General features: G+C 58.4%; 16 protein-coding genes. 14 read left to right on the top strand and 2 right to left on the bottom strand.

Annotation, left to right across the window (positions count from 1 at the left end):
• Positions 1-40 precede the first annotated feature (40 nt).
• The 3 genes from J3U87_RS16960 to J3U87_RS16950 all read left to right on the top strand — a co-directional run bounded on the left by J3U87_RS16960 (position 41) and on the right by J3U87_RS16950 (position 3,555).
• On the top strand, positions 41-454 hold the full coding sequence (locus J3U87_RS16960) for a type II secretion system protein (protein WP_237384243.1): 414 nt from the start codon (positions 41-43) through the stop codon (positions 452-454).
• A 4-nt stretch (positions 455-458) separates the two neighbouring features.
• A complete protein-coding gene (locus J3U87_RS16955) occupies positions 459-1,136 on the top strand; it encodes a hypothetical protein (protein ID WP_237384242.1) in 678 nt (225 codons plus the stop codon).
• A gap of 136 nt (positions 1,137-1,272) precedes the next feature.
• Positions 1,273-3,555, top strand: coding sequence for a carbohydrate binding family 9 domain-containing protein (locus J3U87_RS16950; RefSeq protein WP_237384241.1), 2,283 nt, complete (start codon positions 1,273-1,275; stop codon positions 3,553-3,555).
• Between the two features lie 123 nt (positions 3,556-3,678).
• Here the strand turns inward: J3U87_RS16950 and J3U87_RS16945 are convergent, their stop codons facing one another.
• The gene (locus J3U87_RS16945; RefSeq protein ID WP_237384240.1) at positions 3,679-4,206 is read right to left on the bottom strand and encodes a hypothetical protein; all 528 of its coding nucleotides are present in this window, start codon (positions 4,204-4,206) and stop codon (positions 3,679-3,681) included.
• A gap of 1,784 nt (positions 4,207-5,990) precedes the next feature.
• Positions 5,991-8,009, bottom strand: a complete 2,019-nt coding sequence (locus J3U87_RS16940; RefSeq protein ID WP_237384239.1) for a peptidoglycan DD-metalloendopeptidase family protein — start codon at positions 8,007-8,009, stop codon at positions 5,991-5,993.
• A 1,025-nt stretch (positions 8,010-9,034) separates the two neighbouring features.
• On the opposite strand from J3U87_RS16940, the gene J3U87_RS16935 reads away from it, so the two are divergent.
• The 11 genes from J3U87_RS16935 (at position 9,035) to J3U87_RS16885 (ending at position 25,055) form a co-directional block, all read left to right on the top strand.
• Positions 9,035-9,547, top strand: coding sequence for a YfiR family protein (locus J3U87_RS16935; protein ID WP_237384238.1), 513 nt, complete (start codon positions 9,035-9,037; stop codon positions 9,545-9,547).
• Positions 9,548-9,676: 129 nt separating this feature from the next.
• The gene (locus tag J3U87_RS16930; protein WP_237384237.1) at positions 9,677-11,527 is read left to right on the top strand and encodes a methyl-accepting chemotaxis protein; all 1,851 of its coding nucleotides are present in this window, start codon (positions 9,677-9,679) and stop codon (positions 11,525-11,527) included.
• A gap of 711 nt (positions 11,528-12,238) precedes the next feature.
• On the top strand, positions 12,239-13,372 hold the full coding sequence (locus tag J3U87_RS16925) for a PilZ domain-containing protein (RefSeq protein ID WP_237384236.1): 1,134 nt from the start codon (positions 12,239-12,241) through the stop codon (positions 13,370-13,372).
• 129 nt (positions 13,373-13,501) lie between these two features.
• Entirely contained in the window at positions 13,502-15,457 is a 1,956-nt protein-coding gene (gene nadE / locus J3U87_RS16920) for an NAD(+) synthase (protein ID WP_237384235.1), read from the top strand.
• 289 nt (positions 15,458-15,746) lie between these two features.
• Entirely contained in the window at positions 15,747-17,156 is a 1,410-nt protein-coding gene (locus J3U87_RS16915) for a hypothetical protein (protein WP_237384234.1), read from the top strand.
• Complete coding sequence (locus tag J3U87_RS16910) at positions 17,153-17,860, top strand: OmpA/MotB family protein (RefSeq protein WP_237384233.1); 708 nt, start codon at positions 17,153-17,155, stop codon at positions 17,858-17,860. Before J3U87_RS16915 ends, J3U87_RS16910 begins: the two co-directional genes overlap by 4 nt.
• 50 nt (positions 17,861-17,910) lie before the next feature.
• Positions 17,911-18,972, top strand: coding sequence for a hypothetical protein (locus J3U87_RS16905; RefSeq protein ID WP_237384232.1), 1,062 nt, complete (start codon positions 17,911-17,913; stop codon positions 18,970-18,972).
• Positions 18,973-19,349: 377 nt separating this feature from the next.
• A complete protein-coding gene (locus J3U87_RS16900) occupies positions 19,350-20,951 on the top strand; it encodes a serine/threonine-protein kinase (RefSeq protein WP_237384231.1) in 1,602 nt (533 codons plus the stop codon).
• Positions 20,948-22,228 carry a hypothetical protein gene (locus tag J3U87_RS16895; protein ID WP_237384230.1) on the top strand — a complete coding sequence of 427 codons (1,281 nt, stop codon included), beginning with the start codon at positions 20,948-20,950 and terminating at the stop codon, positions 22,226-22,228. Before J3U87_RS16900 ends, J3U87_RS16895 begins: the two co-directional genes overlap by 4 nt.
• Positions 22,229-22,408: 180 nt before the next feature.
• Positions 22,409-24,247 (top strand): DNA helicase RecQ, encoded by a 1,839-nt coding sequence (gene recQ / locus J3U87_RS16890; protein WP_237384229.1) that lies wholly within the window; start codon positions 22,409-22,411, stop codon positions 24,245-24,247.
• Between the two features lie 199 nt (positions 24,248-24,446).
• The gene (locus tag J3U87_RS16885) at positions 24,447-25,055 is read left to right on the top strand and encodes a hypothetical protein (protein ID WP_237384228.1); all 609 of its coding nucleotides are present in this window, start codon (positions 24,447-24,449) and stop codon (positions 25,053-25,055) included.
• Positions 25,056-25,082: the final 27 nt, after the last annotated feature.

Genomic DNA, 25,082 nt, shown 5'->3' with positions numbered 1-25,082 from the left:
CCCCTCGATGCACGCGAACTTGACGAAAGGAGGCAGGTCCATGCAATTCCATGCTTACCGGAAACCGGTGCGGTCCGGGTTTTCCCTGCTCGAGCTGATGGTCGTGCTCACCATCCTCGGCCTTTTGGCCGGCATCGCCACCTCCACCCACCGCAATACGGCCCAGAAGTCGCGCGAAACGGTACTGCGCCACAACCTCGCCCAGATTCGCATGACCCTGGACGAGTACAATCACGACAAAGGCCACTATCCCGAAGGCCTGGAAACACTGGTCGACGAGGGTTACCTGCGCGAGATCCCGCGCGACCCCCTCACCAACTCGAGCGAGACCTGGACCCTGATCTACGAAAGCGATTTCGCCGACGAAGACAGCAGTTACGAACCCGGCCTGTTCGATATCAAGAGCGGCAGCCCCGATCGGGCGTTGGACGGCACCTTCTATTCGGAGTGGTGAAGCCGTGACACAGATCCACCCCCCACCCAGCAAACCCGAGCGCGACGCGCGCCACAAACTCCGCGACACATCGATGGCCAACGCCTTCGGAGCCCGATCCAGCGGGCACATGTTGCTGGTGGCCATCATCCTGGTGACGACGCTCAGCCTGATGATGGCCATGGCCATGCAGCCGCTGGCCACCGCCGGCCAGCGGCTCAAGGAGCAGGAGTTGATGTATCGCGGTCAACACATGGCCGACGGCATTCGCCGCTTCTACCTCAAGTTCGGTCGCTTTCCCTTTTCGCTGGAAGAGATGGTGGAACAGGAGCCGCGCTTCGTGCGCAAGGTATACACCGACCCCATGACCGAAGATGGAGAATGGGAGCTGGTGTACTTGACCTCGAGTGACATGAGTTCGGTCAAGAACCTGAACCGGGCCGCGGTTCGCCTGATGGAAGTGGGCACCAAGGAACTCGACGAACCCAAGGAAGAAAGCGAGGACCAACCCTTTCAATCGGTGTTCCGGATCCAAAATCAGCAGATCACGGGCATCCGTTCCAAATCGGACGAAGAGGGTTTACTTGTTTATCAAGATAGTCAAATTTACTCGGACTGGTTGTTTTCAGCGCTTCCACAACCGGAAACAACTTTGGAAGATGCCGTCAATCAACTTCTGGACAGACAGAACAAGACGCGATAAATCACAAAAATGAATATTGCCCTTGATGTTCTAGGTGTTTTTAGGCGAATTGGGTATACTTGCGCTTGCGCGAATCCAGCACCCTCTGAAATCAATGGTAATCAGGCAAATACCGACGACCGGATTGGAGGCATTTTTGGTCGTTTTCATCGTGTTCTTGACATCGTTGTGGATCGGCCCCACTTACCGGGACCTCTCCCCCGAAGTCACGACTCCGCAGCTCTCGGTCCCCTATTTTAGCGAGATCCCAACGCTCGACGATTTCTCGGGGATGACCGCCAGCCCCAGGGTCAGCGGTCACATGGTAACCGCGACAGGCTTTTCCCAACGCCATCCTCACGACGGCAGGAACGCGAGCCAACGGACCGAAGTATACTTGTCTCACGATGAAAAAAACCTATATGCAGTATTTTTGGCTTTCGACCAGGAGCCCCACAAGGTCCGACACAGCTTAGCCCCACGAGAATCCATTGGCGACGACGATACGGTCAGCCTGGTCATCGACACCTTCAACGATCAACGCCGCGCCTATACCTTTACCTGTAATCCCCGCGGCGTTCAGCGGGACAGCATTTTCACCGAGGGCAGCGGCGAAGACAGTTCGTTCAATACCGTCTGGCGCTCGGAAGGTCGCCTGACCGAGGGCGGCTTCATCGTCCGCATGGTGGTGCCCTTCAAGAGCCTGCGCTTTCCTCCGGAGCGAGAGCAGGTCTGGGGTGTGATGTTCAGCCGCAGCATCATTCGCCTCAGTGAGGATTCCCACTGGCCACGCTATTTGCGCGCCATTCAGGGCAAGTTGAACCAGGCCGGCCGGCTGCGTATCGACACCAAGATCACCAGCGGCAAGAACCACCAGTTCATTCCGTTCGTGACGGCGCGCTCGTTCGAACTGCTCGAGAACGACCCTCAAGAAGGGCCGCGTTTCATTTCGGACGACAACGACGCCAAAATCGGGCTGGATGCCAAGTTCGTGTTCAAAGAAAGTATGGTTCTGGATCTGACCGCCAATCCCGATTTCAGCCAGGTGGAGTCGGATCAACCGCAAATCGTGACCAACAATCGGTTCGAGACCTTTTTTCCGGAACGCCGGCCCTTCTTCATCGAAAACTCGGACATTTTCAAGTTGCCGATCCGCCTGGTATTTACACGTCGCATCATCGAACCCGAGGGCGGCATTCGTCTGACCGGCAAATCCGGACCCTACGCCATTGGCGCCCTGATCGCCAACGACAAGGCTCCCGGACAAATTCACCCGAACCACATAGATTACGGGCACGACGCGAATTACGGAATCGCGCGACTGACACGGGACGTATTCTCTCAGTCGCGAATCGGCATGCTGTATACCCATCGCGAACTCAACGGTCGCCGCAACGACGTGGCCAGCGTGGACGGTCGTTTTACCCTGAACGCCAACTGGACGGCTCAGGTGCAGGCGGTACACAGCCGCAACGACGAACTGGACGCGGACGAAGGCGCGATCATGGAGCTGGAGGACGAAGCCTACTACGCGTTATTCGTACGCGACGGGCGCAATGTCACGACCTTCATTCGTTATGTGGACGTGGGAGAGGACTTCCGCGCGCCGACGGGTTTCCTCGGGCGCGTCTATCGCCCCGACAACCGAAACGTCCACACCTTCACCACCCTGCGCAGCCGACCGGAAAACGGCAAACTGGACGCCTGGGGCCTGAACCTCTCGACCGAGAACTTTTGGGACCAGGACGGCACCCCGCAGGAAGAGAATTTCTCGCCAAACCTCGTCTGGCAATTCGAAGGCCAGACGACCGCCTTTCTCTACGGCTCCATCGCCAGGGAAACCCTTCGCCCCGTTGACTTTCCAGCGCTGACCGAAAGAACGAAGCTCGAGTTCTGGCACGCGGGAGCCAGCATCACCACCTCGATTTTCAAGAAATTTTCGCTGGACACCTACTACGAGCAGGGCGAGACACCGAATTTCGTGCGCCACCGTGAGTTCGCGCCGAACCTGGGCACCTACGAAGACTTCAACCTGTCGTTCATCTGGCGGCCGATCACCCGCTTCCGGTTGGACCAAGACCTTTTGTACTTCAAGCTGGACAACAAGGACAACGACGCCTTCGTTTTTTCCAACCTCATCTACCGCACCAAGCTGAACTGGCAGTTCAATCGCCATCTCAGCGCACGCCTGATCGCGCAATACGAGTCCCTTCGGGTCAACGAGCAGGAAACCCGGATTCCGCGCGGCCGCGATCTCAACGGCGACCTGCTGCTCACCTACCTCGTCAATCCCTGGACCGCTTTTTACCTGGGCTACAACAGCAACTACATCAACGTGTTGCTGGAACACGGCGCGGATCGGAACCAGTTGCTGCTGACCGAAGACCTGCACAACGACTCGCATCAGGTCTTCATGAAGTTTTCGTATCTCTGGCGATAAAAAAGCCGCACAGGTAAGCGCTTCAAAATGGGCAACAAAGCGCTTAACCGTGCGGCTGTTTGAATGTCGGGGCAAGACCCACGAAATCAAGCCCCATCACTTGTGTTGACGGCTGGATCGAGATCAGGAGAAATCTCCTGCCCAGAGCTTGCGGACCCATTTGGAGAAAATCTCCATCTGGACCACGAAAGCGCTGTATTCCGGCTCTTTCCAGATGCCGTATTCGGTGCGGGCATTGACATTCTTTTTCGCTTGGTAACGGATTTGGTGAGAACTAAACGGGATTTTTTCACAGACTTCCGTAAGAAAGAATTTACCTTTCTGCTGGAGTAATTCGTTACCGTCCCATTCCGGATTCACGCGTTTGATGCGATTTGGGCGCCGAGCTTCATACCACTTGGAGAAAACCTTCATACGTACAATCCAATGGGTCCAAGTTTTCCGAATACCCATCTCTTCCCACGAATCTTTGCAATCTTTGGCTTCCTTCTTTAATTTGACAGGGCTCAGCTCCAACGCTTTGACCACATCCTTCAGGAAAAAGATACCCTCTTGAGAAAGAAGAGTAGCTTCATCCCACTCATCTTCGACTTTCCTGATCTGCATTTCGTCAGCAGCAAAAATGCGTTCTTCATTTTGAACATTGGACATTTGTGAATAAACCTCATACGAATAATCTTCACCATATTATGCCATTTTTTTTCACAAAGGAAAGCGACTATTCAGCACGAAAAGAGTGTTTTTTATCTGATTACCCTTTGTTTCCGTGAGTAAACTCCTCGAGGTTCAATGAACTCCAAGTTTGCTAATCCTTCAAGTTTCCATGCAAGAAGCATTTACCAATAAAAATCCACGACAGGCCATCTTCGGATCCGATTGCCGCAAGTCAGACCGAGACAAGAAAAGCCTCATGCAAATAAGCACCAATCAGGTCAAAAAACATGCAATTCAGGGATTGATTGACCGGCATCAGTCGATTTTTCAACACAAAACCCTTGTTTTTATAAGTTTACAACAGAGAGGTTGTGACACGCCAATAATTTTACTCAAAAAAAAGAGAACAAATGTTCACTAATCGCCTCGCTTTTTGCGATAACGCCCTGGTGTTCCTCAAAATACATGCTAATGTGCTAATTCACTGCTTCCTTCTCGCAACACTTAACCTCACAAAATCCGTTCCGTCCCATCGTTTCATCAATTTCCAGACAAAGGTGATAGGTGTTATCCGGGTGAGAATCCCAGTACCGCCCGCACCATTCATGGTAACGCGCCTTTCTATCGGTTCGGGTCGTTTTTCCTCGGCCCACCGGCTGGCAGGCATCGAACCGGGAGCCGCTCGGATGCGCGGCCGGGGTGACCGAGCCCCACTTTTCCGGCCCTGAATAAAAACGGACCATATTCTCGGCATATATAAATAATGTAGCCGATCTCCCCTGGATTCGAAGGCGGGTGCCCGTTCCGACCCGGGCTCGAAGACAGCTCGTTTCACCGCCTAGGCATTGGAGAAGAGGAGTCGGCGCATCGCTAGGAAAGGGCTGCGTTCAGCCTCGGTGGGAAGCCGATCCAGAGGTGCTCGACCGGAACAGGGACCTGAATCGGACGCGAGGCGATCTGGTCCCGGAATACCAGCATGCGCCCGAACAAAAAAATCGGCGAGCGAACTTTCTCACACAAAAAGAGGCCACATTTATCCAGGATTTCTTGCTTTCAGGCATCTTGATTTTCCCGCCCGCGAGCCTACACACCACGGAGTCGCTGGCCAGGCCGTGGACCGAATTGCCGGTGGTCCGGCACACAGGCCACCGGGTTTCAGGTGGGTAACTAATCGAAGCGAATCGCTTGGGAGTTCCCGCATTTGTGAGAGGGGCGTCGTGCCCGGTAGGTTGGTCACGGGCGGTATGCCCGCTGGGCCGACATTTATTGACGAACTCCCCGTATATCCGCCTTGTTAGGTTTTTATCTTTATCTTTGAGCTTTACAGAGTTTGTTACATAAGAGCCGCGAACAAACCGGGCGGGCGCCCAGCTTGATTTGAAGAAAAAAACTACGCGAAGCGAGCCAGCATGGTGATCCCGGCTACCTGAGAGAGTCGTCGTGCAGGGCCGGTATGGCACGGCCGGTATGACACGGCCGGTATGACACGGCCGGTATGGCACGGCCGGTTTGGTCAGGTAGGTGCGATCGCTGGTCGCACATTCCGAAGCTCCTGTTTCTATTGGAGCTTCGCTCTTTGGCGTTCTGAACTTTCGCAGCCATGATCGCTTCGAAGTGTCGGCCGAGCCGGCCAACCTACAGCCGCGCCGATCCTCAAAGCATGCGGGAACTCCTCGCCTGGATTACTTCGAAATGTTCAGCCGGCGGGCTTACCGCCCCTGCTGAACCTACCGGGCACGACCATCGGCGACCGTACGAGACACCGATGTTCGCGACATTTCTCATTCCCGGATGGCCAGATTTTCCCAGAGAAAACGATGGTCCTTGGCATCGCCGCGAAGGGCGGTTACGGCGACGAGCCCGTCGGAAGTGAGCGTGAAATAGTCGCCGGGATTGGGGCGGACTTCCAAATCGCCCAGCACGATCAACGCTTTCGCCATGGGCGCCAGGCCCTGCAGGCGCTCGGGGCCGAAAGTCGCCCGGAGATTGCCGCCCTGGTCCTTCAGCTCGACGGTCATGTTCGCCGGCTGGGCACCCACGTTCACGATGGCCAAACCGTCCCACACCCGTTCCCAGTCGCCAGGGTACAACCGCCAGGAGCTGGCGAAGTCGCTTTTTTCACGCACATGGGCGGGGCTGCCGGCCTCCGTCGATTGGTAGGCGGCGACAAAAGAAACCGAGTCCGGTGCTTGAATCACGAAGTGGGAGACCGGGTCCTCGGTCAATAGGGCTTCCTTCTCCAGCGTCAAGGTGAGCCCACCACCAATGGTGGCCTGGAAGGGCGGAAAGGCCTGACCCTCGGTGTCGTACGCCAAAATCCGGTAGGTTTGGGTCTCGTCGGAACGATTGGAAACAATGAATTTGGTGATAAACCCGGAGCGCTCTCTGGTGACGTGACCCACCAGACGCACGGGATCGCCGGTGTCGACCCTCACCGAGAAGGCTTGGCGCATCTCGCCGCCCGGCCCCGTGGCGACCAGGGTTCGCTCCACGGTTTCCCAGGCCTGAAGGGTCAGGCTTCCACGAATGTCCACCTCGCCCACATCGGGCTCGATGACGACCCGCGTCGCATATTTGGTATCCCAGGCAAGGTCGACGGGGGTGCCGGGCGGAACGGCGCCGCCACTTCCGGAGGAAAAGGTGATTTCCGGAACGGGCAGATCGCCCACCGAAAAATAGTCACGATAAAGAAGATCGTCGAGCCGTGCTTCGAAAGTGTAGATACCGGGTGCCGCATCGGGCTCCAAGACCCGGTTCCAATACCAAAAGGATGTCGACACATGGTCGGTCGTGAGCAGGTTGTCCCAGGACTCGTAGACGTCACCGGACGGATCCTTCAAGCTGAAATCTACGGGCAAGGTACCCAGTTGGTCGCGTAGGTAGGCACCGGCGAACACGGCCATGCCTGGCTGAAAGTATTCGTGAGCATTGACTTCTTCGCGATCCACACAACCCAGCTTCGGTGCACGGTGGTGGGTCATCAACCGCAACACGCTGGGCCTCAGGTAGGGTTCCTGATCCTGCCACCAACTGGTCGGGCTGGTGGGGTTGAACGGGCCGGCGAAGGGATCGATCAGATTGGATTGATGGTCGTAAACCTCGAAATGCAAATGAGGTGCGGAAGAGTTACCGGAAGAGCCGGGATAGGCCAGAAACTCCCCCTGGCGAACCCAGGCATTGATGTCCTTTTCGGTCAGGGTTCCACGCTTCAGGTGACCGTACCAGGCGACCGACCCGTCGGCGTGTTCCACGACGATCAAGTTCCAATCGAGGCCGCTGCCCCCGGTTTCGCAGTTCTGGTCGGCGAAACCGTCCTGCTTCAACACGATCCGGCCCGGTGCGGCGGCAACCACCGCCACCACTTCGTCCGCCATCTGCTGCCACCAAAAAGGCCAGAGCACGAAATCGGTTCCCCGGTGGTTGTAGCCGCTCTCCAAATCGTAGCTGCGTTCGCCGCCCTCGAAATCGAGAATGTGCCGCGGAAATTCGGCATCGTGATCCACGTAGTTGCTGATGGCCCAATTGGCGAATCCGGGCGCATGACCCAGTCTCGCCATGGGTGACACGAAGAGGGGCGGCGCCTTGTCGGTCGGCGTGCCGCGATCGTCATCCTCGTGGCGGCGCTGGAGGCGGCGGACCCGCTCCAGCAATGCGGCGTGCGCACTGGGAGCAATGCAAGCCGAGGCCTCGGCTCGCAGGGGGCCGGAGGAGATGGTCTCGGGTATCCTGGCCAGGAGCGTTCCGGAAAACGCGAGGAGCAAGCCCAGCAGGGATGGGACGAATCGTTGGCATGGGGTCATCTTCGAAAACTCCAGCGAAGTAACCGAAAAAAACGACACTCGAGGATCGGAAAAGGAGCGGCGCCCTCTCCTGGATCGAGCACTCCGAGCGATCGATGGACAGGTTTCCGTGTTCGAGCCTCGGCGGCTCCATCTCGATCGACGGGACCTTTCCCGGTCCGGTCCTTCCAGGACGATATTGGTAAGGCGGATCCCCGAAGGCTCGAATGGAGAGATATACTGCGGAGAGTTTACCAGGACCCAGCGAGAAATGGAGGATCGAGATCACACTTGGGAAATCCGAAACCAAAGCGATCCCCGGAGGGCCTGTATCCCGTATTCATGATTCAGCAACTTGTTTCCGATAAGGCTTTTTTAGTGAAATATCACGATCTACCTCAAAAAACAGAACGAAGTTTCTTTCCAACAATTCAGTTCGTTCGGTTTTTTTAGCATTTCTCTCAAGTGACATACAGGTATTATGGTATTCGTATCCTTCGTTCATGTCGTTGTTTTTCCCAATTCACCCGCGACGCCTCTCCGGTCGCACGGCCTCTTCCGAAAATTTAGAAAACTTCGACTTTCGTACGCATCGAAATCCTCTCCGGAGGTGATGCATTCGGCGTACGCGAATCGACCAGCTTCTCGCACCTCTCAAACCTTTTCCATCCGCGCCAGCCCGCGCCCGCGATGTCACCCCTCCTTCTCGACCGAAAATCCGGACGACACCCGGATGACGGTGTTAAGCATCAACGAAAGAAACCGAAACGACCTAAGAGAGCCGAATTGGCGGCAAGCTCCTTCAACTCCGCGAAACATCGATCGACCCCAGAGCAAAGTGTGGAACTCCCGTGGTTCGGGAAGTTCATGGTCGGGACGGTCTAAATCCCTGGCGTCACGCCAACTAAGGGTGGCTCCGAACTTTAAATGGATGTAAAATCATGCCTATCTCATCATCTCATTGCACAAGTGACGATTTTTCATGCCGCTCGCAGCTTCCGAGCGAGGGCATGAACGACTCGAATTTGAATTCAGGAGTGTGCCTTATGTTGAAAAAGAAAGGACTCGCCCGACTTCTCATTTTGGTGTGCTTCATTTCTTTCACGGGCATCGCGTCCCCCGTTCAGGCCCAGGATCAGGCACCCGCCAAGCTCCAGGCCGCATTGATCATGAAGCTGCTGGCCTTTTATACCAATCTCGGCGACAAACCCTTCACGATTCAGGTCGTGGGTGCACCGGACATCGCCAAGGAACTCAAAGCACTGGTGGGCAAGTCCGCGGGCAAGGCCACGTTGAACGACGTGGTGGAAGGAGACGCTCCCAGCGGTTCACCGCAGGTGGTCTACGTGGGTAAATCTCCCGGCGACGTCATCGGCTTTACGCAATCCAACAAAATCCTGAGCGTGACCGGTATTCCCGCCTTCGTCAACGACGGCGTGACCCTGGGGATCGGAATCGAAAACAAGAAACCCAAAATCATTCTGAATCTTTCGTCGAGCAAAGCCGAGGAAATCAACTGGAACCCCGCCATTTTGAAAGTTGCGGCAACCATCAATTGATACGGTGAATTTTGGTTGGGCGCGGGCAATGTCCACCAGGACTAAACATCGTTTCAGGGTGAGGATCTTTCGGACGAGGACCTCCTGCCGGGTCCTCTTCACGATTTTATTGTGGAAAAGGGTTGGATTATGAAGATCATTCCTTCGACCATCAGATACCAGATTCTTTGTTTGATCGGCATCATGGGATTCCTGCTGGTGTTCATGATCGTTTACTTTCCGTTTAAAGCAAAAGAATTGGGACAGGCCATCTCGGAAAAAGACACGGCCTACATCTCCAATCTGATGGTGGACAACCTCTCCACCGCAATGGCCGCCTACAGCCTGCTGCAGGATGCTTCCGGGGTGGAAACCGTCGTCAACAGTATCAACGAATTGCAGAAACGCCAGAACGAACGCACGGTCACCCTGCTCAACGTCTACGACGCCGAGGGTTACCTGATTTGCGGCCTGAACAACGGCGTCGTGCTCAGTGCGGAAACGGCGAGTTCCAAACGCTCCGAAATGGAGGGCATGCCAAACGGTCAGGCGCGCAACAAGCTGCTGGCGCAAATTTTCGACGAGGTGGTCTCGAAATCCCAGAAACAGCAAACGATCGAGTTCGACAACCATTTCGAGGTCGTCGCCCCGCTGGCCGATTCTTCCGGCTTCGTCAAAATGTATTTTTCCAAAGAGTTTCTGCTACAGGCCGTTTCCGAAAACCGGCGCGCCAGCATGGTCATCGGAATCGGGGGATTGTTGCTCGGTCTGGCCGTCGGCCTGATCATCGTGCGCCGCATCACCAAGAACATCGGCAACATGAACACCATCATGAAAGACATCGCGGAGGGTGAGGGCGACCTGACCAAACGCATCCAGATTACCACCAAGGACGAACTCTCCGAGCTGGCCAACTGGTTCAACCTCTTTCTGGACAAGCTCCAGAAAACCGTGCGGGACATCAACGAAAGCGCGATGGATCTCAGCGAGGCTTCCCAATCCCTCGCGACGGTGGCCCAGGGCATGGCGACCAACAGCCAGGAAATGAACCAGAAGACCATCACGGTGGCCAAGGCCACGGGGGAAATGTCCACCAACATCAACTCCGTCGCCAGCTCCGCGGAAAACGCCACCCTGAACGTCAACTCGGTTTCTTCGGCAGTCGAAGAAATGAGTGCGACCCTCAACCAGGTATCCGAAACGGCCACCCAGGTTTCCGAGAATACGAACACGATCGCGGTCGCGCTCGAGGAAATGTCCGCCACGATCAACGAGGTCACCAAAAATACCGAGCACGCCGCCAACGTTTCGAAAACGGCGGCCGACAAGGCCAAGGTCACCCAAAACCTGATGAACCAGTTGGGCGAAAGCGCCGAATCGGTGGGCCGCGTCGTTCAGGTGATCGACGAAATCGCGGAAAAGACCAACCTGCTGGCGCTGAACGCTTCCATCGAAGCGGCGCGGGCCGGCGATGCGGGCAAGGGTTTCAACGTGGTCGCCAACGAGGTCAAGGACCTTTCCAAACAGACTGCGGAAGCCATTCAGAACATCGTCGAACAGATCAACAAGATGCAGCAAAACACCCAAACCTCCATTTCCGCGATCGAGGAAATCACGAATATCATCAACGAATTGAACTCGGTGAACCTGACCATCGCGGGTGCGGTCGAAGAGCAGTCGGTCACCACCAACGAGGTTTCGCAAACCACGGCGGAAGCAGCCTCCTCGCTGGAGGAAGTTTCGCGCAACGTGACCGACGTGAGCCAGGCGGCCCAGGACATCTCGGGGAACTCTTCGTCCATGGCCAATTTGATCCACGATATCAGCGACAGCGCCAAGGTCACGGCCAAGGGCGCGGGCAACGTCTCCTCGAACACCCAGGTCCTCAGCCATTCGGTTTCCAAGGTGTACGAAGGATCGACGGCGGTTTCGGAAAAGGCCGGTGAACTGTCGCGGCTCGCCACGGACCTCAAGAGCCTCGTCAACCAATTCCGAGTTTGACGGCACCGCCACAAATCTCCCGATCGAAAGAATGACGGTTCGGCCTGGCCGACCGTCATTTTCTGTTTGGGGGTTGCAGGTTTTTTTCAGTCCCCGCTCAGAAACCCACAGAGGGTGGAACCGGGAGTCATTGCCGATCGAGCACCGCTCACCGGACGCAAACCCTGCCAAAAAACGCCTTTGTCTTCATTCTTTCCTTTCCTTGGCTCGCTAGTTCACACCTATTCGGGTTAAAATCCAGTCCGGTTGCCGTTTTTTTGGCAAACACCATCGGACAGGGTTTTTGCATAACCGAAAAAACCCGTTTCAGCTTTCCTCCTCGGAAAAAGGTTCGGCACGCCACATCGTGACCCCATATTCATGGATGTTTCCATTCGCGATGGATGATGCCGTGGGATTCGGTTAATTTTGCGCTACTACCTGCCGATGGATCTGAATGAATTTCTCGATTTTTCCAACCGTGCGCGCCTTGTCACGTCGTTCACGACGAACATGCCGAGGCGGCGCAGGGTAGGCCGAAAGCCGCCTTCGGCTCAAGCCTGCCCTTCGGTGGCCTCACTGAACGGAATCCCCCCCGCTCTCGCCAGGTTTCATCGCCTTGCCGGTCCCGATGTACCGATCGCCACCGCAGGAAAACCCAGAGATAAACTCGCTTTCCGTAACGCCAGTTCCCCTGTCCCCGAAATTTTTTGGTTGTGAGACACTGATTCGATGTTCAAAAAGAAATCCAAACGAATCGAAGGTCAGGCTCTGGATCAGGTCTTGCGCGTGGCTTGTAAGCGCCGTATCCCGGCGCGGGTCGTATCGAATCTCATGAGCTTTTCGGCCCATTTCCTCGACATGGACGGCGGCCATCTCATTCTCGACAACAACCTCAGCCATCTGGACGACGTGCGCCAACTGAGACACCAGGAGCTGGTCCTCTATTTTCCCTTCCGCAGCACCCTACTCAAGGGACACTTTCGGCTCGTGGGCCTGACCACCGTCAAGAACATGCGCGGTCTCAAGTTCACCCGACCCGAGTACATCTACGTGGACGAGAAACGCAGCGTGAAGCGCACCAAAAAAATCCCGCCGGGCTCCAAACTGATTTTCAATACGCCGGACCTGAACATCTACGAGGGCACCATCCTCAACGTCTCTCCGAAGGGAATGGGCTTTTCGTTTCGAGAGGATTCCCGCAACTCGGGAGATGTCTTCCGAAAGGGCGGGCTCATTCAGGCGGAGGCCAAACTGGGCGAGGATCTGAAGCTCAGCTTCGACGCCGAGATCCGCCATATCGGTACCGTCACGGAAACCACCTATCCCATGGTGTACCAGGTGGGCGTGCGCATCAAGAACCTGAGCAACGAAGCCCAGGAAGAACTGAACCAGTGGGTGTTCCGCCAGTCGACGGCGCAGATGGAGGCGGAACGAGCCGGCGCCATCGCCACGGCCAAGTCGATTCTGGTCCGCCCCCGCGATAAAAATCCCAATTCCATCCTGGTAATCGGCAACAAACAGGAAGATTTGGATTTTTGGTATGGGTGCCTATGCCGCAAGTACGAGGTGTTGACCTCCGACGCGAACATCGCCAATATCCGCACGGCGCTCGCCACGAGTCCGGTGCTGTTGATGATTTATCTCGACCCCAAAAAGCCCGATCACGCTTCGTTCATGCGCAAGTTCTGCGCGACGGTCCAGGGCCGATTCGCAATCGTGTTCTACGGCGAGGAATCCCAGGAGGCCCGCCAGAAAACCTTGATGGGCAACATTCCCAACAAGGGCTTCATCGATGTGAGCGAACGCAACGTCCTGACCCACTTTCGGGCCATCGATCGCATCATGAACCAATTCTCCAAATAGCCGGGACCACGTCGAGGGCAGAAGGGTTTGGTGCCACAGCGGCCACCGGCTCAACTTTTTAGTGTAAAAATAACACTAAGATGCTATGCTTGTTCACGATTCATTTCGTTTCCGCCAGGAGGTGGTCTCATGCTCCATCACCACGCCATTCGCATCGCCCTCGCCGGCCTCAATCAGATCCCGATGGACTGGCACGGTAACCTGAGCCGCATCCGCAAGGCGTTTTGCATGGCCCGGGATCTGGGCGCCGAAATCCTCTGCTTTCCCGAGCTGGCCCTGTCCGGTTATGGTTGCGAAGACGCGTTTCTCCATCCGGACACGGCGGCGAGAGCCCTGGCGGCAGCGCAAACGCTGGCGGCGGAAGTCGAGAACGAAGTGATCCTCGCCGGGCTGCCCCTGTGGGTCGAGGGCCGGCTTTACAACGCGGTGGCCGTCATGAACCAGGGACAGATTCGGGGATTCGTCCTGAAAAGTCACCTGGCCCGGGAAGGCATTCACTACGAACCCCGCTGGTTTCAGCCTTGGCCGCCCGGAACCCGAGGCGAGGTAGACCTGGACGGCCGGCCGGTCCCGGTCGGAAGCCTGCGCTTTCGCCGCGGCTCCTTCCAATTCGCGATGGAGATATGCGAAGACGCCTGGGTCGATCCGGATGCCCGCCCTTGTCGTCTCCTGCAGGGCACTCATTTCATTTTCAACGCCAGCGCCAGCCATTTCAGCATGGGTAAAGCCGACATTCGCGAGCGCATCGTCGCGGATAGCTCCTCCCGGTTCGGGGTCGGCTACGGTTACGCCAACCTGGTCGGCTGCGAATCGGGTCGCGCCATCTACGACGGCGAGCTGCTCGTCGCGGACGGCGGCGCCATCGTCAACCGCAGCAAGCGCCTGTATTTGGACGATTGCCTGGTCATGGCCCACGACTTTCGCTACAACCCCAGCGAATCCGAGGTCGAAGTCACCCTGCCGGCCCCGCGCGAGACGCGACCGACCCCGCCGCTCCCCGTTCACACGGAACGAATTTATCCTTCTCGCGAAGAAGAATTTGCCAAGGCGGCTTCGCTGGCGCTGTTCGACTACATGCGCAAGAGCAGATCGCGGGGATTTACGCTTTCGCTCTCGGGCGGCGTCGACAGCAGTACCGTTGCGGTCCTGGTGTGGGTGATGGCGAATCGCGTTCTGAACGAGCTGTCCCTCGAGGATCGCAAGGAAAAATTGAGTTACTTTTCGGGACTCGAGCTCGATGTCGACGACGCGGGTACCCTGGCGCACCAGTTACTGACAACCGTCTATCAGGCCACCCGCAATTCGGGGAGCGTGACACGGCTCGCCGCCTCGGGACTGGCCGAAGCGGTGGGCGCCGTTCACCTGGAGCTGGACGTGGATCCCCTGGTGGCCGGTTATACCCAGGTCATCAGCCAGGCGATCGACCGGGAGCTGACCTGGTCCCGGGACGACATCGCCCTGCAAAACATCCAGGCGCGCGTACGCGGACCCAGTGTCTGGATGTTGGCCAACCTGTCGGGCAGCCTGTTGCTCTCCACCAGCAACCGCTCGGAAGTGGCGGTCGGGTACGCCACCATGGACGGTGATACCTGCGGCGGCCTGGCACCGATCGCCGGCGTTGAGAAGACGTTTCTCCGCACCTGGCTGCGTCACATGGAACGCGAAGGCCTGGCCACCATTCCCCCACTCCCGATTCTGTCGCGAGTGAACGAACAGGAACCGACCGCGGAATTGCGCCCACCGGATCAGGTGCAGCAAGACGAAAAAGACCTGATGCCCTACGAGGTTCTGGACGCCCTGGAAGATGCGCTCATCGGGCGGCGGAGACCGCCTGCCCAGGCGTTCGCCGACCTCCGCCAAAGGTTCGACGGGTACCCCGCCAGAACCTTGCTGCACTGGACCGCCAAGTTCTGCCGGATGTTCGCCACGACCCAATGGAAGCGGGAACGCTACGCCCCGGCATTTCACCTGGACGACAGCAATCTCGACCCCAAAACCTGGGCGCGCTACCCGATCCTTTCCGGCTCCTTCGCGGCCGAACTGGCCGAATTGGAACGGGCCTTCGACGAGGGCACGCTCGCTTGAGCCGAGAAGCCGGCCAAACCCGCGAAACCAGATCGTTCCCGCCCGCTGGTAACCGGGATAACATTTTTAAATTCAATATTTCGCGTAAGGTTGACGCTTGCCGTCCATTTCTCCATGATGATGACGGTCGATCCACCCGAAAACGGGCCCGTCCGTTTTCCTGACCCAAAGCACGCAGGCCATGCGCCGGTACCTCAAGAAGCTCGGTCAAACTGCCGAATCAAGAGTTGGATCCTAACCGACAAGCTCTGCCCTTTTCACTACCTTCCACTGCAGGAGTACCCAACGCATGCTGTTGCTCTTTTCGATCCTGCTCAGCATCGGAATTACGCTCTTTTGTGCACTTCAAAGTATCAGGCTCTTCCGCCCGTACCGCCACACGATCCAACGGATCGAAACCCTGGACCAGAGTTTGCGGGGTTGTCAAGACGGCAAATCCATCGTGGCGGTGGCCAACCGATTGACCCAGGACGAGGATGCCGTCACCCGCGATATCGCCCAGAGCCTGTTGCGGACCTGTACGCGCGAACCGGTTCGGGCCTTCGATTCCTACGGTTGGATGATCGACCTCGACTACATGTGCGACGGCAAGCGTTACTTTCGCATCCACCCCTCGTACGAGCGGACCCAGGCCATGGCGAGCCTGTTGACCGGGGCCGGGATTCTGTTCACGTTCCTGGGCCTGGCCCTGGGTATTTCGGGGCTCGACCCCAGCGATGCCGAGCAATTGACCGAAGGGGTGAAAACCCTGCTCGGCGGCATGAGCATCGCCTTCCTGACCTCGATTACCGGAATCGCCGGTTCGCTGTGGTGGACCTGGGCGCAAAAGTCGCTGATGGGCCACTTCGAGTCGGCCTTTTACGCGCTCTATCAAACCCTGCACGTCAAACCCTTTCTGTTTCTCCCCGAAGAGCTGAACGCCCAGATGCTCGCCTATCAGGCCCAGGAGGCCGAGGCGGGCGAAGACCTGGAGTCGCGGGTCCAACGCGCCTTCGTGAGCGCGTTCGAGCAGGTGGGTCTCGCGCAATTGCCGGCACTCCTGTCCCAATCCGGCGACCCCGACCAACGGCTGGGTCCCACGCTGGAAGCGATTCAACGGGAGCTCTCCCACATCGGCGGCAGCTACCAGCAAGTGACGCAATTGAGCAAGGACATGGCCGGGGTCTTCGACCGCTTGATGAAGGAACGCCAAACACTGGTAGACCAACAACAGGTCGGGGTTCAGGATCAGGTCCGCATGGCGACGGGCACCCAAGAGGCGATCGCCAACGTGGCGCGGGTACACCAGACCCAGGAAGCGACGATCAAGGCGATGAACGAGGCCGCGGTCACCCTGCGGAAGCTCATCACGTCCAGCCAATCCGCCAGCAACGAGCTGCTCAAGAACCAGCAAATGATGCTGCACCACATGAATCGCCTGGAAAAACACTGGGACGACTACGGCGACCAGTTGAAAACCCTGCAGGACAATTTGAAGGACGGGATCCAACAATTCCACGAACGCCTGCGGCAATCGCTGCTCCAGGTTCACGAGGAAATGGACGGGATCCTCGCCCAGAGCATGACGCATTTCCAAGCCGGCCTGAAAGACATGAACGGCTCGCTGGAAGCCCTGGCCCTGCTGAAGAAAACCGACGAGCAGCCGGCGGCGGCCGGGTCGGACGCCCCCAAGAGTTCGTGGCTGGGTAAACGCAAATGATCCGGCGACGAACCGAAGCCCTCGGCGAAGAGGATCAACCCAACTTTTGGGCGGCCTACAGTGATTTGATGGCCGGCGTACTCTTCGTCTTCATTTTGTTGGTCATCGTCATGCTGTTTCAGTACGGGCAGTTCGTGAGAGAAAAGGAACGGCGGATCGACGTGCAACGCAAACGCCTGAGTTCCTTCCACACGGTTCAAATGGACCTGACCATGGAATTGGAAAGGGCGCTCTTGACGGAACAGGTACGGATCGATCCCCAAACGGGCGTTCTGCAGATCGGGTCGGGCATTCTGTTCGGTGAGGGCCAGGCGGAGCTGAGCGATCAGGGCAAGCGGCAGCTCGCCAATATCTTCCGAGCCTACATCGAAGTGGTTCTCTCGGATCGTTTCCATCCTTTCATCAAGCAAATCGAGATCGAAGGTCACACCAACTCCCACGGCACCTACCTCTACAACCTGGAGCTGTCGCAACGGCGCGCGCTGGCGGTGATGCAGGAGTTTCTGATCCACGCCGGCGATCAGGAGAAGCGACTGCAGGAAATGGTCGTGGCCAGCGGCCGTTCCTACGCCCATCTGATCCACGACGAATCGGGCAAGGAAGACGCGGTGCGTTCGCGCCGCATCGAGATTCGCTGCCGCCTCAAGGAGGCGGAACTGTTTCGCCAGATCTACCGCGATTTGAACGAAGAAACCCAGCGCTGACGCAATCCGACCTCGGGTTCGCGCGCGCTTCGGGATGGAGAGGTTTCACCATGTCCGCGCCACTGTTTCCCTTCGCCCCACAACGCATGCGGGACGCACTCGCCGGCATCGGGGCGGACTTTCCCACGGGCGCGGAAAAAGCGCCGCTGGGCTTGACGGCGTTGTTCAAGAGGCTGGCCCAGATGAAGCCGTTCGAAATCGGACCGTTCGCCAAAACCTTGATGGATTCCGAGCTCCAACTGCTGTGCGACCACTACGCCACATCCCCCAACACGCGAGTACTGGCCGTCGTGGTCGCGATCCTGGCCCATCGCGGCGACGTACGCCTGCGCGAAACGCTGTTCGCCCTGATCCACCGCGTTCCGAATCGAAGCGACATGAACCTGGTGCGCACCCAGATCGCGCCGCTGGGCGTTGACGACATGCTGCTCGGCAGCTATCCCTGGCTGTTGCGCCTGTTGCAGGCGGAGCCCCAGCCCGAACCTGCCGATTTCGTCTGGACCGAAATCGAGACCTCACGCCTGTCGCTGGAGTCGCTGTTCCAATCTCTCGAGCGGCGCACGCCACTGATGGACCTCGTCGCGGCAAGGCTCTTCAGAACCGGCAGCGACCATCTGGCCCAAATGCGCCCACGCATGGCCTCACGCCTCGTGAATCTGTACCTGAGTGCCGGTGACCGCCAGAAGGTCATCCACTACCTCAACATCTACCCCGAAGAACACTGGCCCCCCGAGATTCTGGAAGGCACCTACACGCGGTTCGGCCCCCCGGATCCGAAGCGGATTCCCTTCTACAACGACCTGGAAACAGGACGGATCTGGACATTTCGGCGGCGTTTGTTCCAAAACCGGCTGGGCAATTGTCACATGACCCGGCCGCAACAGGATTTCTGGGAGCGTTGGCTGCACCGCTGTCAGGACCTGAACCTCGCCGACGACGTTCTGACCATCGAGATTCGCCCGTTTCGCGTGAACCAGACCCCCGCCATGACCTTCATCTTCGCCCTCGAGGGCGACACCGGCCAGATCGACCAAATCCCCACCGATGGCGGTTGGTCCCGAAAAATGGAAGAGCTGTTCGGAGAGTACCTGAAATGGGGCTATCACGCCTGAGCCGGAAGCGAACCGAAACCGAGGCCGAAACCGGGACCGGCGCCCATCCCGCCAGAAGCGCCGGAAGGCCGCTGGAAATCCACACTTTACCCATGTGAACCGAAACATCAATCGATGTTACAATGTGGGGCATCGACCCCATGTTCATCGGCCTGCGCGTGGCGGACCTCATGCCGGCTTTCCGTAGGATGCCCGTTTGCGGCGCGCCGAACGCGGGGAAGACGGTTCGAACCAGCTCGAATGGCCCGACTTTCGGGCCGGGCTGCGCGCCCCACCTCGGTACCCTACGGACCCAAGGGTTTTCAGGGGAGATGTGGATCTCCGACAGGGTAGGTGGCGAGGCCGTCTCATCTCACTCCCGGACAAGCGAGGAACGCGTGGCTGACCACCCAGACGAGCACAACACGGACGACCAGACCAAGGAAACCCAAATCAGCGCTTCGCTGAGTTCTCCGGTGGACGACGGCACCCAGGTCACGCAGGTGACCCGCCAAAACCCGGGCACCGAGAAAATGCCGCCGCTGGCCACGGAAGATGAGACCCCCGCGGACGAGGATGTGGAAGAACACAAGTACGAGGTGCTGAAGCCGCTGGGTAAGGGCGGTTTCGCCTGGGTGTACCTGGTCCGCAACGTCGATTTGGATCGCAAGGAAGCCATCAAGATTCTGAACGTGGACCTCACCGAAGACCCCGACGTGGTCAATCGCTTCGTCAAGGAAGCACGCATCGCCGCCAAGTTTCTGCACCAGAACATCGTCACCATCTACGAGGTCCACAAACGAGGCACCTGGCAAGACTTCCAGGCACCGCTGAAGATCCGCGAGCGACATCGCGAACCCTTCGTGTTTTTCACCATGTCTTTCGTGGAGGGCGACACGGCCGCCTCGCTGGTTCGCCGCGGCCGTCTGCCCCAGCGCGAGGCGATCAGCATCGTGATCGACGCCTGCGCGGCTTTGGACTACGCCCATGGGCGCGGCGTCGTCCACCGCGACATCAAACCCGACAACATTCTGGTCGATCGTCGCGGTCGCGGCATCGTCATGGATTTCGGAATCGCCAAGGCCGCCGACCAGACGCGCCAGACTGCCGCCGGCACCTTCATGGGCACCGCCCGCTACGTTTCGCCGGAGCAGGCCATGGGGCGCGAAATCGACGGCCGCTCGGATATCTATTCACTGGGCATCACACTCTACGAGCTGGTCACCGGCCGTGTGCCCTTCGATTCGGATCAGTGGATGACGGTACTCTACCAGCACATCAACGAGCCGCCCCCCTCGCCGGAGGCCTTTTTCGGCGAGATCGATCGAGACCTGCGCGCCGTGATCCTGAAGATGCTGGAAAAGAAGCCGGAAAACCGCTTCCAGTCGGCCGCCGACGTGATGGACACCCTCAAATCCATACAGGGTCATTTGGGCGGGGTCAATCGCCATACCCAGGTGATGGACGACATCAAGACCCGTCCGGACCTGAAGCAGTTGGAAGACCGCACCGCCCATACCGAACTGCCCGCGCCCAAGGTCGCGGAGCCACCGCGCCGCACCGAAGTTCGCGAAAAACAAACCCAGGAAAGGGAAGCCGTCGCCGAGGTGACGCCCGAAGCGCCGTCCAGCCCCGTTCCCAAAATTGTGGCCGGGGTGGTGATCTTGGGCATCCTGGCCGTCCTGGGCTGGGTGTTCCGACCCAAACCACCGGTGGTGCCCGACCCCGTACCGGTGCGCAACGGGCAACTCCTGGTCTCGGCTTTCCCCAAGGGGTCGATCGTCCAGATCACCAACGAGCAGGGCGAATCCATCGCCACCAGTGACGACGCCCTGCCCCAGGTGCTTTCCCTGCCCGAGGGACGCTACCGCCTCATCATCAGTTACCAGGGCCGCACCCAGGAAATCGAGGGATTCGTTTCCCCGGACATGCCGCTTTCCAAAACACACGCGGAGTTCGAACTGGAGCCGGAAAGTCTTCTGTTGGAGGATCTGCGATGAGCCATAGCCGAAATCCCATGCCTGGAATCCTGCCCCTCACCGTCCGGTTGCTCGCGCTGTGGCTGGTCCTTGGCTGTGTCCCGACCTGGACCTTTGCCTATCAATCGCGCGAATTCAAGACCTTCTTCCGCGAGGGCGAGGAACTGCTGGAAGCCGGGAAACACAAGGAAGCGCTCGAAAAGTTCCGCGAGGCGTTTCGCCTGGAAAACAAGGCCCAGCGCTATCGTCTGGAAGGCGCCATCTTCGCGAACTACCTACCGCGCTACAAAATCGCCTTGGCCTACGAGCCCATCGATATCATCGAGGCCGAGTCTTGGATTAAAAAATCCGAAGAGGCGCTGGAGGAAGAGGTCATTCGGCGGCAACGACGCGAAGCCGCCAAGTACCACGCCGACAAGGACCGCATCCTGAAGGCCGCCGAGGATCAGCGCGAAAAGCTCAACACCCGGTACACGCTGCAACTCCAAAAGGCCGAGAGTCTGTTGAGCCAGCGCAAGTTCGACCAGGCCCGCCAGGCCTACGAAGCGTTGGTGCAACTGGATCCCAACCGTCCCGACGGCCAGGTGGGGCTGGGCAAGGTGGACAACGCCCGCCAGACCTATCTCCGCTCGCTGGCCCTCGACGCCAAGACGGCGATCGTCGACCGCAAGTTCGACCAGGCCGCCGGCATCATTTCCCAAATCGAGGCCGCCGACGCCTCGTTCGCCGAGATTCCCGATCTCAAACAGCGACTCTCGGCGGGACGGAAAGCCATAGAGACCGCGGCGGCAGCGGCCCAGGCCGAGTTGGAACGCAAGCGAAGAGAAGCGGCGGAAGCGGAGCTGGCCAGAATCGAACGGGAGCGCAAACAGCGCGAAGCGGCCAACCAGACCGCCGGCAACACGGGGCAGACCACGGCCTCCAATCAAACCAATGCGGCCGACCGGGATCGCGACCCCAACCGGGTCCGCGAACAGGAAGTCGCCAAGCAGCGGGCCGATTTGCGCAAGGCGCTGTTGAACACCCTGAAACCCTACCGGCGCGGCGATCCCGAGAAGGCCCTGCGCGAATTGCAAGCGATTCGTCTGGAGGGTACGACCGAATCGGGCAGCTACCATTGGCTCAAGAGCCTATACCTTTTGGGGAAACACCGCCATTCGGCCGATCCCGACGAGGCGTTGTTGGATCTGGCCCGAACCGAAATGGGCGAAGTTCGCCGGCTTCTTCCCAATTTCGCGCCCGACCCCGCCATCTATCCCCGCTACGTGATGGACTTCTTCGAATCCGTCCAGAATTGACCGCGATCGGGCCCATGTCGAAGAGACCCACCCGGTTCCGTTCGCGGCGCCGGGTCGCTCGTCCCTTCGTGGGCGCGGATCTCCCCTGGCCATCCCGGCAATCTTTGCTAAGATGCGGATTCATGATGAGAGCCATCGGGTGGACACACGCGTGAACCCGAGCTTCGGGGTATGTCCTGAATGACTACGAACACCCAACATAATCTCGCCGTCGAAGCCCTGCACCAGGTTTGGGGTTATTCCGAGTTCCGCCCCCTTCAGCAGGAGACCATCGAGGCCATTCAAGCCGGCACCGATACCCTGACCGTGCTTCCCACGGGCGGCGGTAAATCGCTGTGTTATCAAATTCCGGCCGCGGTCATGCAGGGTACCGCCATCATCATCTCGCCGCTCATCTCGCTAATGGAAGACCAGGTCAAGAGCCTGCAACTGCTGGGCGTGCCCGCGGCGTTTCTCAACAGTTCGCTGAACGGCGACCAGGTTCGCCGCATCAAGTCCGATTTTTTCAACAGCCGGCTGAAACTGCTCTACGTTTCTCCCGAACGCCTCCTGTTGGACCACTTTCTCGAAGAACTGAAACAGGTCCACATCAGCTTTTTCGCGGTGGACGAAGCCCACTGCATCAGCCAGTGGGGGCACGACTTCCGGCCCGAGTACACCAAATTGCGCACCTTGCGGGAGACCTTCCCCGACGTGGGCATTCACGGTTTCACCGCGACCGCGCCGCCCGAGGTCCAGCGCGAAATCATGGGGCAACTGGCGCTGAGGGACGCGCAACTGTTCGTCGGCAGCTACCACCGCCCCAACCTGTTCTACCGAGCCGTGCGCCGCAATAAATTCAACAAGCAACTGCTGGACATCCTGAAACAGTTCCACCGCGGCGACATGGGCATCGTGTATTGCCTGACCCGTCGCGAAACGGAGAGCATCGCCGCGGTGCTGCGCGAGCAAGGCTACAAGGCCCTGCCCTACCACGCCGGGCTCAGCCAGGAACAGCGCAAGCGCAATCAGGATCTCTTCTCCCAGGAACAGGTCCAGATCATCGTGGCGACCGTCGCCTTCGGCATGGGTATCGATCAATCCAACGTGCGGTTCGTCATCCACAACGGCATGCCGCGCACCCTGTCCCATTACCAGCAGGAGGCGGGACGCGCCGGTCGTGACGGATTGCCGGCCCACTGCATTCTCGTTTTCTCGGCCAAGGACATTCAATTCTGGAAACGCATGATCGAGGAAGAAGGCGTGCTGGTGGGTCCGCGAACGGCCCAACTCCAGGACATCATCAACTACGCCACCCAGCTCAAATGCCGCCATCGCGTCCTGATCGAGTACTTCGGCCAAGCCTTCGAAAAGGCCAACTGCGGATCCTGCGACATTTGCCTGGGCGAGGTCGAAAGCATCGGTGAAGCCCGCACCTACAGCCGCATGATCCTTTCCGCGGTCCTCAAGTTACGGCAGACATTCGGCGGCGCCTACATTTCCCAGGTGCTCACCGGCTCCAAGGACCAGAAGGTCATGCGCAACGGCCACGACCAACTGTCGGTCCACGGCCTGCTCAAGGACTTCAGCCAACACCAGGTCCACGACTGGATCAACCAATTGGAAAGTCAGGGCTACCTGGCCCGCAGCACCGGGGAATATCCGGTCATCAAGGTCGCCGGGCCCGGCTTCTGGCTGTTGCGTCCCGAGAAATACGAAAAATCCGAGAAGGACGTCCCGGTCTTTCTGATCGAAACGCGTCGCCAGGCCAAGGCCAAGCGGCCCGCGATCACGGATACCTCCTTCGACCACGCCCTCTTCGACGTCCTGCGCGAGAAACGAATGGAGATCGCGACACGGCTCGGTGTGCCGGCCTTTATCGTGTTCGGCGACCGCAGCCTTCAGGACATGGCCCGGGTCAAACCCACCAGCCGCGAGGAGTTCCTTCGCGTATTCGGTGTGGGCCAAGCCAAGTTGGAAAAATTCGGCGAACCCATGCTGGTGGCGATTCGGGAATACCAGGCGAAAAACGGAAGCTGATTTCGAACGGGCAGCGACCCAAGCCGATTCTCTCTCCCGTGCAGCACCGTCGAGCCCGATTCCCCTGGAAACACACCACAAAACCACCACGATCCAGGGTAATGGGCTATGATTTCACGGAAACGCCAAACGCGAACCGTCGAACGCGAATCGTCGAAGCCCGCCCGGCTCCCCCGGGATTATTGAACGAGAGGTCACCATGAACGAAATCCAATCCAAAAACCAGGTCTTTTCCAGCCAGATGGCGACTCGGATCGTCGTGGGCACGATGCTGGTGCTGAGCCTCATCGGTTGCGGCAATCAGGCCGCCAAGCCCGAGGTGCAGCAGGCGGACCAACAGCAGAAACAATCCCAACCCAATACCGACGAGCCTTCGGACACCCAGGCGCCCAAACCCAAGAAGCTGCAATTGGACGAAGCCCAGTTGAATCACTATGTCGCCCTCCAGGAAAAGCTGGCCGCCGACAATTTCGCCGAGGCTCAAAAGGCGGCCCTGGCGTTGGTGGAGAGCTGCGAAGGCGAACTCAAGACACTCGCGGCACCCATGAGCAAAGCGGCAGATATCGCCGCCCTGCGCACCGAATTCCGGCCCCTTTCCGAGAGCGTCAAGGACCAGAAGTTACCCGCCGGTTTCGTGACCGCCTATTGCCCGATGGCGTTCAAAAATACCGGCGCCTATTGGCTCCAGAAGGGAAGCACACTCTACAACCCCTACTACGGCGCGGAAATGTTGCACTGCGGTGCGATCACCCGCAAGGGTTCCGCCGAGCAGGATGCGGCGACAGCCGAAGAGGCGCCCAAGGAATAGGGGTGATCGTCGACCGACGGTAAACCG

Origin of the sequence: Sulfidibacter corallicola (assembly GCF_017498545.1) — a bacterium.
In the GTDB taxonomy this organism is placed as follows: domain Bacteria; phylum Acidobacteriota; class Holophagae; order Acanthopleuribacterales; family Acanthopleuribacteraceae; genus Sulfidibacter; species Sulfidibacter corallicola.
This window is presented reverse-complemented; position numbering and strand designations above follow the sequence as displayed.